This is a genomic window from Bacillus sp. MMSF_3328 (assembly GCF_030733525.1).
Lineage (GTDB): Bacteria > Bacillota > Bacilli > Bacillales > Cytobacillaceae > Bacillus_AB > Bacillus_AB infantis.
In genome coordinates this window covers 182,944-194,949 of sequence record NZ_JASHIV010000003.1, presented here as the reverse complement: position 1 = coordinate 194,949, position 12,006 = coordinate 182,944, and the positions used below count along the sequence as shown (strand labels likewise).

At 45.8% G+C, this 12,006-nt stretch carries 11 protein-coding genes; 9 read left to right on the top strand and 2 right to left on the bottom strand.

Annotated elements, in window-relative coordinates:
• Positions 1-3: 3 nt before the first annotated feature.
• Positions 4-1,041 (top strand): sensor histidine kinase, encoded by a 1,038-nt coding sequence (locus RBB45_RS07160; protein ID WP_306009324.1) that lies wholly within the window; start codon positions 4-6, stop codon positions 1,039-1,041.
• A gap of 1 nt (position 1,042) precedes the next feature.
• Positions 1,043-1,687 (top strand): response regulator transcription factor, encoded by a 645-nt coding sequence (locus RBB45_RS07155; RefSeq protein ID WP_009793950.1) that lies wholly within the window; start codon positions 1,043-1,045, stop codon positions 1,685-1,687.
• 132 nt (positions 1,688-1,819) lie between these two features.
• Here RBB45_RS07155 and RBB45_RS07150 read toward each other — a convergent pair whose 3' ends face one another.
• The gene (locus RBB45_RS07150) at positions 1,820-2,332 is read right to left on the bottom strand and encodes an antibiotic biosynthesis monooxygenase family protein (RefSeq protein WP_009793948.1); all 513 of its coding nucleotides are present in this window, start codon (positions 2,330-2,332) and stop codon (positions 1,820-1,822) included.
• A 313-nt stretch (positions 2,333-2,645) separates the two neighbouring features.
• Between RBB45_RS07150 and RBB45_RS07145 the strand changes: the two genes are divergently transcribed.
• The 5 genes from RBB45_RS07145 to RBB45_RS07125 all read left to right on the top strand — a co-directional run bounded on the left by RBB45_RS07145 (position 2,646) and on the right by RBB45_RS07125 (position 9,605).
• A complete protein-coding gene (locus tag RBB45_RS07145) occupies positions 2,646-3,902 on the top strand; it encodes a DUF5068 domain-containing protein (protein WP_022543581.1) in 1,257 nt (418 codons plus the stop codon).
• A gap of 633 nt (positions 3,903-4,535) precedes the next feature.
• Positions 4,536-5,582: a uroporphyrinogen decarboxylase gene (gene hemE, locus RBB45_RS07140; protein ID WP_009793945.1), complete on the top strand. Its 1,047-nt coding sequence runs from the start codon at positions 4,536-4,538 to the stop codon at positions 5,580-5,582.
• Positions 5,583-5,666: 84 nt separating this feature from the next.
• Positions 5,667-6,599, top strand: coding sequence for a ferrochelatase (hemH, locus tag RBB45_RS07135; RefSeq protein ID WP_094768301.1), 933 nt, complete (start codon positions 5,667-5,669; stop codon positions 6,597-6,599).
• A 196-nt stretch (positions 6,600-6,795) separates the two neighbouring features.
• Complete coding sequence (locus RBB45_RS07130; RefSeq protein ID WP_009793943.1) at positions 6,796-7,368, top strand: TetR/AcrR family transcriptional regulator; 573 nt, start codon at positions 6,796-6,798, stop codon at positions 7,366-7,368.
• 77 nt (positions 7,369-7,445) lie between these two features.
• Complete coding sequence (locus tag RBB45_RS07125) at positions 7,446-9,605, top strand: YhgE/Pip domain-containing protein (RefSeq protein ID WP_306009323.1); 2,160 nt, start codon at positions 7,446-7,448, stop codon at positions 9,603-9,605.
• Positions 9,606-9,885: 280 nt separating this feature from the next.
• On the opposite strand, the gene yhfH is transcribed toward RBB45_RS07125, so the two are convergent.
• Positions 9,886-10,014 carry a protein YhfH gene (yhfH, locus tag RBB45_RS07120; RefSeq protein ID WP_009793941.1) on the bottom strand — a complete coding sequence of 43 codons (129 nt, stop codon included), beginning with the start codon at positions 10,012-10,014 and terminating at the stop codon, positions 9,886-9,888.
• 163 nt (positions 10,015-10,177) lie between these two features.
• Between yhfH and RBB45_RS07115 the strand changes: the two genes are divergently transcribed.
• Positions 10,178-10,912, top strand: a complete 735-nt coding sequence (locus RBB45_RS07115; RefSeq protein ID WP_306009322.1) for an MBL fold metallo-hydrolase — start codon at positions 10,178-10,180, stop codon at positions 10,910-10,912.
• Between the two features lie 17 nt (positions 10,913-10,929).
• Positions 10,930-11,922 (top strand): lipoate--protein ligase, encoded by a 993-nt coding sequence (gene lplA, locus RBB45_RS07110; RefSeq protein WP_009793939.1) that lies wholly within the window; start codon positions 10,930-10,932, stop codon positions 11,920-11,922.
• Positions 11,923-12,006: the final 84 nt, after the last annotated feature.

Below are 12,006 nucleotides of genomic sequence, written 5' to 3'. Positions count from 1 at the left end.
CTGATGAAAAAAATGTTCGGAATCAGGTATTGGTTTATCCAGAGCTTTATTATGATGGCGCTGATCAGCTCGCTCACCTTCTTTGTCGGGATCCAGATTTATTTATTCTTTGCCGATGAACCGGTCCTCACCATTTCAATCTCTTTCTGGCTCTTTATCTATTGCCTGCTGATCCTGCTGGCTGCCGGAGGCTATTTTGGCATTAAAGGCAGTTACTTAATCAAGGGAAGGCTTGGAGATATCCTGGTTGCAGTGTCCAATCTGCGGTCCGGCAAGCTGGCAGGAAGGATATCTTCTTATGAAAACGATGAAATCGGGCTTATTGCAGAGGAGCTTGATGGTTTGGCTGACTATATCCAGGAGCAGGTCCACTCGGTCCAACGGCTTGCTGAAGAACGTTCATCCCTGGCCCAGTCGGCCCATGCTGCAGCAGTTATGGAGGAAAGGCAGCGCCTGGCAAGGGATCTCCATGATGTTGTGAGCCAGCAGCTGTTTGCTCTTAGCATGATGTCATCTGCCGCGCTGAAGGTCTTTGACAGAGATTCTGAAAAAGCAAAGAAGCAGCTCAAGGAAATTTCCGGTATAGCCGCCAAAGCACAGGGGGAAATGAGGGCTCTCCTTCTCCATTTAAGGCCGATCCAGCTGAGCGATGATACCTTGTGTGACGGGATTATCAAGCTGATACGCGAATTGCGCGGGAAGACTACCATCGATTTTCAGGCCAGCATAGATGAAATCGAGCTCTCCAAAGCAGCAGAAGAGCATTTGTTCAGAGTTGTCCAGGAGGCACTTTCTAATATTCTCAGGCATGCCGATGCATCAAAGATAAAGCTGACCCTTACAGAAAAGGAAGATTATACATATTTATTTATTGGAGATGACGGAAAGGGATTTGACCCTCATATTGAAAGGGTTGCCTCGTATGGATTGAAAACCATGCGGGAAAGATGCGAGGAAATCGGCGGGATTTTCAATATCCGGTCCAAACAGGGAGAAGGGACTTATATTGAAATACGGATACCGCTGAAAGGGAGGGAATAAAGTGATCAGGATCGCAGTTGTGGATGACCATGAAATGGTCAGGAAGGGAATCATCTCGTATCTTTTGACTGAACCGGAAATAGAAATAGTAGGGGAAGCTTCCAGCGGGCATGAGGGAGCTGCCCTCGTGCTGAAGGAAAGGCCAGATGTCGTCCTTATGGATCTTTTAATGGAAAACGGAAGCGGCATTGAAGCAACAAAAGAAATATTGAAAAGCTATCCCCAGTGCAAGATCATCATTATTACAAGTTTTTATGATGATGAGCAGGTCTTTCCTGCAATAGAGGCCGGTGCATTCAGCTATATGCTGAAAACAGCAACGGCGGATGAAGTGCTTGACTGCATCCTGAAGGCTGCAAGAGGGGAGCCGGTAATCGAGCCGAAGGTCGCCACCAAAATGATGGGCCGCCTTCGCGGCAGGGAGAAAAAGCCCCACGAGGAACTGACGGAAAGGGAGCTGGAGGTCCTTCTGTGCATCGGCGAAGGGATGACCAACCAGGAAATCAGCAATCAGCTCTTTATAGGGATAAAAACGGTGAAAACACATGTCAGCAACATACTCAGCAAGCTGTCCGTTTCCGACCGCACCCAGGCAGCTGTGTATGCCCATCAAAACGGCCTCATTAAACAAGGACCTAAAGCCTGAAGGGATTTTGCATAGGGCGAATGAAAGAATCTGGCGTTAATTTCTTCAGGTTCTTTTTTTTCAGCTGCAACCCGAAGAAAAGGCCGGAAAATGCGGGCTTCCGCATCTTCCGGCCACTTATGATAGTAATGATCAATCTGCTTCAGGGATATAATAAGTTGTTACAAAGGATGGGCGTGCAAAGATATTTGGACGCTGGACATCGATGCCTTGATCTGTTCCCCGTTTTTCGTGTGCCTTTTCATAGGCTTTGGAATCCTGCCAATTTTTGAAATCCTTTTCGCTCTCCCATTGGGTGAGAATGACATACGTATCACTGGAAAGCGGGCGAAGTACCCGGATGCTGATAAAGCCAGGCTCGTTTTCAACCGCCCCAGCCCTGTTTTTAAATCGGTATTCGAATAAGGGCCTTCCTTCTTCTGTTACGGGGATATTATTCATGACAATAAAACCGCGGCTTTCGAGTGAACCTGTTGAATCCAGCACTTCATAGCTCCGCGGTTCGTTAAATAAAGTTTTTCCCTCGGTTTCGTGGAGGAGCAGTGCATTGTCCGCATCCTGCATCAGCACCATTTTCTCTGCGCTGTTCTTATTTTGTACTATTTTTAAAAAATCAAAAGTGCCGTTCGTCATATAAATCCTCATCCATATCACCTCAAGATTCTCTTTGTATGTTAGCGCTCTCCCTCATTATAGCTTCTCCGCATGCCGATTCCCAATCAGAGCTCTTAGCTGCCGGATAGAAGTTTATTTCAAAATTTTGGTTTATCCAGGAACTATTGGTGGTATTTTCCTATTCGGAGGCTGCTGTATCTGTGTGCATCCTCCTGCCTCTGCCTGCTTATTGATGGTAGTATTTCCTTATTTTTTCCTTTTTATCTATTAAACAGGGAAATCTATCATTTCGTGATTTATAATGGCGAAGGGAAAATAATCCAAAAAAAGGTTGTGTAAAAACGTGAAGAAAAATGTTTTATGGACAGCACTCTTGGCTCTAATGCTTTTACTATCGGCATGCGGGAATGATGAAAAAGCTTCAAACGGTAAAGAGCCGGAAAAGAAGGTTGAAGCTGAAGAAACAGATCATGCTGCCGCAGAGGAAGAAACTGATGAGTCGGAAGAAGCTGAAGAAACGGCTGATGGAACAAGTGCAGAAGGAGAGCTGCTCAACCCAAATATTGCAGATGAATCAGAGGGCGAGGTTGAAGTCATCTATACGAACACAGATCCTGGCTTTGTCCATGATATGAAAGGCTTCAAAGTTTCTGTGGATGAATATCAGATCGTCAAAGTGACAGATATGCACGAGGATGTCACCATCCCGTTTAATGATGAGATCGACGGGTATGTGATTACGGCAAAGGTTACAGTGGATAATGGCACTGATAAAGCAATGTATTACAACAATATGCACCGTATCCAGACATCACATGAGCTGGACTGGTACCCATCAGACCCAACCTTTATCCTTGATGCAGACAAGGTCAAATCGAAAAAAGAGTCAGAAACAGGGAAATTCGCAGCCGGGGAAAAGATAACAGGGCTGATATCATTCACCCTGACAAATGCCGAATTTGATAAGCTTTCGACTGTAAAGCCGAAGTACATCATTGAAGGCGGAGCTGCAGACAACGACCAGTTCAAAGGTTCCATCCAGGGGAATGCAGTCTTTGATTTTGCTTACAGTGTTGAACAGAAGGAGGCCATGGCAAGCGAGCCATCCTTCTACCAGGATCAGCTGACAACCGATAATATGGCAGATAAGAAAATGATTTTCGAAAAAGAAGGAATTGGCGAAGCACAAAAAATCGGTGATGTGAATGTAACACTTGAAGGGGTTCAGTATACAGAAATCACCCCGACAGAGGCCAATAAGCCGCGCTTTACAAATTTTGGCGACAGCGGCATTGTGGCTCTGACAGTCAAATTTAATATTGACAATCAGTCTTCAGAGCCGGTCAGCATCTGGAATATAGGTTCCATCCTTTCAGTGGATGACAACCGCGCCAGAATTCTGTCACAGGGCATGGTTGAACCCCGTGAACCAAAGGCCATCGAGGCAGGTGCACAGGGAGAAAAGCTTCATGTCTTTCTATTCAGGAAAGATGAATTCGAAATATACAAAAAGTTTGATCTGGAATTCGGCCCTTTCTATAACGAAGACGGCACAAAAGCATTCAAAGGAAGAACAGCTGAATTTACACTGCCGAGATAAATTACATGAAGGCAGTATTTTTCAGACCAGAGGGGGTACGGAATGTTAGGGTTCCGTGCCTTTTTTGGTTTGTTTTTTCCTTTGCAAAATCAATGAATTAAAGGAAATAACCCTAATAATAGAATTGAATAAAGCAATGTCATGAAAAGCCAACTTTACGTTAACGTTTTTTACGAAATATAAAACTATAAGGTATTAATTGACCTGCTCCGATGGAGTTCTAAAATGGTAATTGAATGTTAAAGTTTTCAGGGTTGTACTGCCATTCGAATTTAAAAACCTGTTGATTGGAGTGCAAGGCACGAAGACTCCTGCGGGATTGCAGCGGAAGAGTTGAGACCCCACAGCCGCTTGCGGCGAGGAGGCTCAACTCCGCCCCGCGGAAAGCGAAGTGCCTGGAACGGAGATCAACACCCCATTTAAAAATAGAAATGATTTTTGTAATGCAATTTGTTTTTGCCTTTTCTCTTTTAAGGCAAATTTTCGACATTTCCCCAGGCAATCTATACAACCTATCCTGAAACCGCTATAGTGGAAGGGGCAATATGCCCTATACATACCGAAATTTCTAATTTCCAGAAAGATATATTACAATAAACAAACAGAAGAGTACTGAAAGGTGGATACAGTTTTATGGCAAAACAGATAGACGATACATTTTTAAAAGCGGCGCGCGGGGAAAAAACAGACCGCGTCCCTGTATGGTATATGCGGCAGGCTGGGAGATCCCAGCCCGAATACCGTGCCATCAAAGAGAAATACTCCTTATTCGAAATAACGCATCAGCCTGAATTATGTGCCTATGTTACAAGGCTGCCGGTTGAAAACTACGGAGTGGATGCTGCGATTCTCTATAAAGACATCATGACGCCGCTTCCCGCCATCGGAGTGGACGTAGATATTAAAACAGGCATCGGTCCGGTCATTTCCAATCCGGTCCGCTCGCTTTCAGATGTTGAGAAACTGGGGGAACTTCATCCTGAACAGGATATTCCCTATGTCCTTGACACAATCAAGCTCTTAACAGAAGAACAGCTGACAGTTCCTTTGATTGGCTTCTCCGGCGCGCCATTCACAATCGCCAGCTATATGATCGAAGGCGGGCCGTCAAAGAATTACAATAAAACAAAAGCTTTCATGTATTCTGAGCCGCAGGCATGGTTCGCGCTGATGGACAAGCTTGCTGACACCATCATCGTTTATGTAAAAGCACAAATCAAGGCTGGTGCAAAGGCTATCCAGCTTTTCGATTCATGGGTAGGCGCACTGAATGTGGCCGACTACCGCTGCTTCATCAAGCCGGTTATGGAACGGATCTTCACAGCTCTTAAAGAAGAAAATGTGCCTTTGATCATGTTTGGAGTGGGCGCAAGCCACCTGGCCATGGAATGGCATGACCTTCCATTGGACGTAGTCGGACTGGATTGGAGGCTTCCAATCAGCGAGGCAAGGGAGATGGGCATCAGGAAAACAGTCATGGGCAATCTTGATCCTGCCATATTGCTTGCTCCATGGGAAGTAATTGAAGAGAGAGCCAGGGAAATCCTTGACCAGGGAATGCAGCAGCCAGGCTATATTTTCAATCTTGGCCACGGCGTCTTCCCGTCTGTCAACCCGGATACATTGAAAAAACTGACTGGCTTTATCCACGATTACTCGGCTTTCAAGCTTGCTGAGTAATTCCTGAGCATTAGATTTTGTATTCAGCCGGGTTTTTGGCACAATAAGTGACTAGATACATGATTAAAAAGAGGTGTAAATATAATGCCGAAAAAGAAAATGGGCCTGCTTGTCATGGCCTACGGAACGCCATATAAAGAAGAAGATATTGAGCGCTATTATACTCATATACGCCATGGAAGAAAGCCCTCAGATGAGATGCTTGAAGATCTGCGGAGCCGCTATGAAGCAATCGGCGGGATTTCCCCGCTTGCCAGGATTACACAGGAGCAGGGTGAAAAGCTTGAGCAGCATCTGAACAGCATCCAGGATGAAATTGAATTCAAGATGTATCTGGGCTTGAAGCATATTGAACCTTTTGTCGAAGATGCAGTGAAGAGCATGAAAGAAGATGGAATCACGGAAGCTGCAAGCATCGTGCTGGCTCCCCATTTTTCAACCTTCAGCGTGAAGTCATATAATGGCCGTGCAAAAGAAGAAGCAGAAAGGCTTGGCGGCCTGACCATCACTTCTGTAGAAAGCTGGTATCAAGAACCGAAATTCATCGGCTATTGGGCAGAAAAAGTGAAGGAAGCCTTCGCATCCATGCCTGCAGATGAAAAAGACAATGCAGTGCTGATCGTATCAGCCCACAGCCTGCCAGAGAAAATTCTCCAGTCGGGAGATCCTTACCCTAACCAGCTGCAGGAGACTGCGGATCTGATCGCTGAACAGGCGGGGGTAGAAAATTATGAGGTTGGCTGGCAGAGTGCCGGGAATACTCCTGAGCCATGGCTTGGGCCGGATGTCCAGGACCTGACGCGCGACTTGTATAATGAAAAAGGCTATAAAGCATTCGTCTATACACCAGTCGGGTTTGTAGCAGACCACCTTGAAGTTTTATATGACAATGACTATGAATGCAAAGTTGTAACAGAGGAAATCGGGGCAAGCTATTATCGTCCGGAAATGCCGAATTCACAGCCCGAATTCATTGATGCTATGGCATCTGCCGTACTCAGGAAGCTTTCAGAATAGCAGAGAGAAGGAGACCTGCCTTTTGGGGCAGGGCTCCTTCTTTGGTTTCTGATTATGTCCCTCAGTTAGGGATAGTAATTAATAATAAAATATTAACCGGGAAGCATTGCAAGAGCTGCTGACATATGCTATTATTATTTTTGTTCAAATTGACCAAAATGTTCATTCAGTCATTTTTGTGAATCGAGGTGTATAGATGGCTGTAGACCGCAAGCAATTAATTATTGAAGCTGCCAATAAATCATTTTCTCTGTTTGGCTATAAAGCAACCACAATGGATCAGGTGGCCAAAATTGCGAATGTCGGCAAAGGGACGATCTACACGTTTTTTAAGAATAAAGAGGAATTATTCGATGAAATCATCACAACGCTCATCAAGGAAATGAAAATTGCAGCTGACGAATCTCTGGATTCTTCATTATCTTTCCACGAAAATGTCCATCGCGCCTTATATGGGATCCTTGAGTTCAGGCTGAAGCACCAGCTGACCATCAAGCTTTTCCAGGAAGAAAAGGAAATGGGCACTCCTGCAGTAATGGAGGTAATGGAGAGGCTGGAAAAATCAATTCTTTCTTATATTAAAGAAAAAGTTGCCGAAGCTGTGAAAAAAGGCGAGATAGCAGACTGCGATCCTGAGCTGACTGCCTTCATCATGTTCAAGCTCTATATCGCCCTGATTTTTGATTGGGAAAAGCAGCATAAACCTCTTGAAAAAGAGGAAATTGCAAAGCTGTTTGAGCAATACCTGTTTAAAGGATTATCTAACTGACTTAAGGGATAGTCCTTGTTTTATGAATAAAATTGACCATTTGAACAAAATAGTCAATCGTACAGGAGGAAAAATAAATGAGAAATAGATTATTCAGGAATGAGTTTTCAGCTATTTTTAAAAACAGAAAACTGCTGATCCCGATTATTGCTGTCCTGTTCATTCCTGTGCTTTACAGCGGAATGTTCCTTTGGGCATTCTGGGATCCTTATGATCATCTTGCCGATCTGCCTGTCGCAGTAGTCAATGAAGACAAAGGGGCAGAATTTGAAGGAAAAGAGCTGCAGCTCGGGGACGAACTGATATCCAATTTAAAAGATAGTGCTGATTTTAGTTTTAAGTTTGTTACTAAAGAGGAAGGCTATAAAGATCTGGAGAAGGAGAAGTATTATATTCTTGTAGAGGTTCCTGAGGACTTTTCAGAGAATGCGACAACTCTTTTGGATGAAGATCCGAAAAAGCTGAATTTAATTTATGTTCCAAACGAAAGCTATAACTTCCTTTCTTCACAGATTGGCGGTACAGCAATTGAAAAAATCAAAGCTTCTCTTTCCGAGAAAATTACCGAAACCTATGCTGAGACGATGTTTGATAAAATCGGCGACATGACAGACGGTTTGGTACAGGCGAGCGACGGGGCCGGTAAGCTTGACGAAGGAGCCCTGGAGCTTAAATCAGGTTCACAGGAACTGAAGAATAAGCTTGGAGAATTGGCCGGGAAGTCTGTTGAATTTGATAATGGCGTCAGCCAGGTGAACAAAGGATCTGCAGAGCTGGCTGCAGGAGCGAAGGACCTGGACTCTGGTCTTGGAAAGCTTCAAGCCGGCCATCAGAAATTGGAAGCTGCGGCCAGTGAGCTTCAGGCGGGTAATCAGGAAGCAGCTGCTGGAGCTGCAAAGCTGAATGAAGGAATCCAGCAGGTCCAGGGAAAGGTTCCTGCCCTTGTCCAGGGAGGAGAACAGCTTCAGGGCGGTGCTGCCTCAATTTCAGGCTCACTTGATCAATGGCAGTCAGAAGCTGCCAAGGTCAGCGGCGGAATGTCCCAGCTTCAGCAAAAGCTGGGGGCAGTCCTGCAGCAGATGCCGGAGGACTCCCCTGAAAGAAAAGAGCTGGAAGCAGCCTTAGGCCAGCTGGCAGCCGGTACATCACAGCTTGCCGAATCTGCCGGCCAAATATCCGGCGGAGCACAGCAGCTGTCAGACAAAATAGGCAGCCTTTCAGAAGGGCAAAAGCAATTGCAGCAGGGAATTGATTCTCTTGCAGCAGGAAGCTCTTCACTCGCACAAGGTACAGCCAAGATACAGGATGGCCAGCAGCAGTTTATCGCAGGCATGAATGAATATGGACAGCAATTTGCTTCAGCAAAAGCCGGATCAGCACAGCTGGCAGCAGGGAGCACAGAGCTTTCCGGCGGTCTCGGCAAGCTGGCTGATGGCTCTGGCGCCCTGAAGGAAGGCGCAGGAAAGCTGTCTGAAGGTGCCGGCAAAGTGGCAGAAGGGAATTCAGCATTGTCCGAAGGCTCAGCAGAGCTTGCAGGCAAACTGAAGGACGGAGCTGAGGAAGCTTCATCTGTAAGTGCGGATGACAAAACCTACAATATGATTGCCGAACCTGTCCAGGTGAAAAATGAAAAAATCAATGAAGTGCCTAACTACGGAACCGGCTTTACGCCGTACTTCCTTTCATTGGGCTTGTTTGTCGGAGCTCTGCTTCTGTCCATCGTGTTCCCGCTCAGGGAGCCGGCATCGGTCCCTGGAAACGGCCTGAGCTGGTTTGCAGCCAAGTTTGGTGTTCTTGCAGCGGCAGGCATCATCCAGGCGCTTATTGCTTCATGGATCCTGATTTCGGGACTGGGGCTTGAAGTGCAGAGCATCCCATTATTCCTTCTGTTCAATATTATTACAAGCCTGACCTTCATGGCGCTGATCCAATTCTTTGTTACAGCGCTTGGAGATCCGGGAAGATTTGTTGCTATTCTTATACTCATCCTGCAGCTGACAACAAGTGCAGGCACCTTCCCGCTTGAACTGATTCCGGGCTTCCTGCAGCATTTCAATGCCCTGCTGCCGATGACCTATTCAGTGGCAGGCCTGAAGGCCGTGGCATCGAGCGGAGACTTTGCCTTCATGTGGCATAATGCAGCCATCCTCCTTGGCTTTATGCTCGCATTCATTGCTGGCACGATGACTTATTTCACTATCATGCATAAAAGAAAGTACGCAGCAATCGCAGAATAATAGAGACAGAGAAAGACCCGGCCGCCGGCCGGGTCTTTTTGGTAAAATAAGAAAGTATATTTTTTTAACTTCGATTACTGTCTAGCTCCAGCGCCTACCCCCTCGAGGTCACAAGCCAATCATCCCAAAAAGGCAAAGAACGCCTTTCCGGGATGATCGTCTTGAGGCCCCCAGGATGGGGGTTATGCAGACGTTGCCACAGGACGTGGCGTTCTTAGTCTGCGTTCCTTAAGGGTGAGCAAGGCGCTTGCGCTTTTCTTATAATTTTATAGAATTCCAGTCAGTTCAAGTCAAGACACTTATCACATTTAGTCCCATAGCATTCGTGCTGCTCATCAATGGAGCTGCCGCACTCCGAACATTGTTTTGCTGGCAAATTCCTGAAAAATTCCACGATATTTTCTAGCATTCTGTCAGCCTCCCGGGTTATGTGTTTGTGTTTCTGTATTTACATTGTATTATAACAGTATTTTTAAGTCAACAACTGTATCAATACAATTTTAAAAAAATGAAAAAATAGGCATAATCGATTATAGTGTTATTAGGGATTCGGAAAAAAGGAGGACTGTTAGATGAAATTAACTGTTATAGGGCCCTGGGGAGGTTATCCGAAGGGGAATGAGGCCAGTGCCGGCTATCTTCTCGAGCACAATGGCTTCCGCCTGCTTGTGGACTGCGGCAGCGGAGTACTGTCGAAAATGCAGCAGATCATCCAGCCGGAGGAGCTAAATGCGGTCATTATTTCTCATTATCATCCTGACCATATCGCAGATATCGGCGTATTGCAGCATGCCCGCCTCATCCAGGGCTTCCTCGGAAAAAAGATGGATACCCTGCCTATTTATGCTCACAGGGAAAACCCTCAGGAGTTCTCGAAGCTCAGCTATAAGGATATTTCAGAAGGAAAAGAGTATAAGCCGGACGAGGAATTAAACCTCGGGCCCTTTACAATCACATTCTTAAAAACAGATCATCCGGCACCATGCTATGCGATGCGGTTTGAAGCAGAAGGAAATGCGATTGTCTATACAGCCGATACATCCTATAAAGAAGAGCTGGCTGCTTTTGCATCCGGAGCTTCCCTGCTTGTCAGCGAGTGCAATTTCTACGGAAATCAGAATGGAAAGAACGCAGGGCATATGAACAGCTATGATGCCGGGAGGCTTGCTGAAAAAGCTGGCGCGGAACAGCTTGTCCTGACCCATCTTCCGCATTATGGGGAGCTTTCAAAGCTTGCTGAGGAGTCGGCAAGGGAATACAGCGGCCCAGTCCGCCTGGCTGCATTCAATGATACCTACACTATCTAAAACAAAGGAGAATCATCATGCTATTTATCGACAACAAAGGGATTACAGACCCCCGCATAAATCTTGCCATTGAAGAGTATGCATTGAAGAACCTGGACATTGACCAGGAAAGCTATCTGCTTTTTTACATAAATGAGCCTTCCATCATCATCGGCAAAAACCAGAACACCATCGAGGAGATCAATACAGAATATGTTGAGAAAAACGGCATTCATGTGGTCCGCCGTCTATCCGGAGGGGGAGCTGTCTACCACGATTTGGGCAATCTTAATTTTTCATTCATTACAAAGGACGATGGGGACAGCTTCCATAACTTCAGGAAGTTCACAGAGCCTGTTGTCGAGGCCTTGAAGAAAATGGGGGTGGCAGCTGAGCTGAGCGGACGGAACGACCTTACTGCGGAAGGAAGAAAAATTTCCGGTAATGCCCAGTTCGCCACAAGGGGCAGGATGTTCAGCCACGGGACATTGCTGTTTGATTCTGAGATCGACAGTGTTGTATCGGCCCTTAAGGTGAGGAAGGATAAAATTGAGTCAAAGGGCATCAAGTCCATCCGCAGCCGTGTAGCGAATATTTCTGAATTTCTGGAAGAAAAGGTTTCGACTGAGCAGTTCAGAAGCACACTCCTGAAGAACATTTTTGGGGATCTTGACGAAATTCCAGAGTATGTACTGACAGAAGAGGATTGGGAAAAGATACACCAGCTATCAAAAGAGCGCTACCAGAATTGGGACTGGAATTACGGGAAATCGCCGAAATTCAATCTCCAGCATTCACACCGATTCCCGGTTGGCCAAATCGATGTACGGCTGGATGTTAATAAAGGGATTATCGGGAATTGCAAGATATTCGGCGACTTTTTCGGTGTCGGAGATGTAGCAGTAATTGAAGAAAAGCTGTCAGGTCTGCGCTATGAAAAAGCGGCAATCGAAGAAGCCCTTGCAGATATCAACATCAAACATTATTTCGGCAATGTTACCAAAGAGGATTTTATTAATCTTGTCTACTGAGTTTTCCCCCGCCCAGGCGGGGTTTTTTCATGGGGAAGCAATAAGCGGCGCCCAAATATCTACAAAATTTTGGCACTGTGCACT

Excerpts from the sequence above, each read along its gene's own strand:
- RBB45_RS07160 (WP_306009324.1), top strand. The coding sequence starts at position 4 with ATGAAAAAAATGTTCGGAATCAGGTATTGGTTTATCCAGAGCTTTATT.
- RBB45_RS07150 (WP_009793948.1), bottom strand. The coding sequence starts at position 2,332 with ATGAGGATTTATATGACGAACGGCACTTTTGATTTTTTAAAAATAGTA.
- hemE (WP_009793945.1), top strand. The coding sequence starts at position 4,536 with ATGGCAAAACAGATAGACGATACATTTTTAAAAGCGGCGCGCGGGGAA.
- hemH (WP_094768301.1), top strand. The coding sequence starts at position 5,667 with ATGCCGAAAAAGAAAATGGGCCTGCTTGTCATGGCCTACGGAACGCCA.
- RBB45_RS07130 (WP_009793943.1), top strand. The coding sequence starts at position 6,796 with ATGGCTGTAGACCGCAAGCAATTAATTATTGAAGCTGCCAATAAATCA.
- RBB45_RS07125 (WP_306009323.1), top strand. The coding sequence starts at position 7,446 with ATGAGAAATAGATTATTCAGGAATGAGTTTTCAGCTATTTTTAAAAAC.
- yhfH (WP_009793941.1), bottom strand. The coding sequence starts at position 10,014 with ATGCTAGAAAATATCGTGGAATTTTTCAGGAATTTGCCAGCAAAACAA.
- RBB45_RS07115 (WP_306009322.1), top strand. The coding sequence starts at position 10,178 with ATGAAATTAACTGTTATAGGGCCCTGGGGAGGTTATCCGAAGGGGAAT.
- lplA (WP_009793939.1), top strand. The coding sequence starts at position 10,930 with ATGCTATTTATCGACAACAAAGGGATTACAGACCCCCGCATAAATCTT.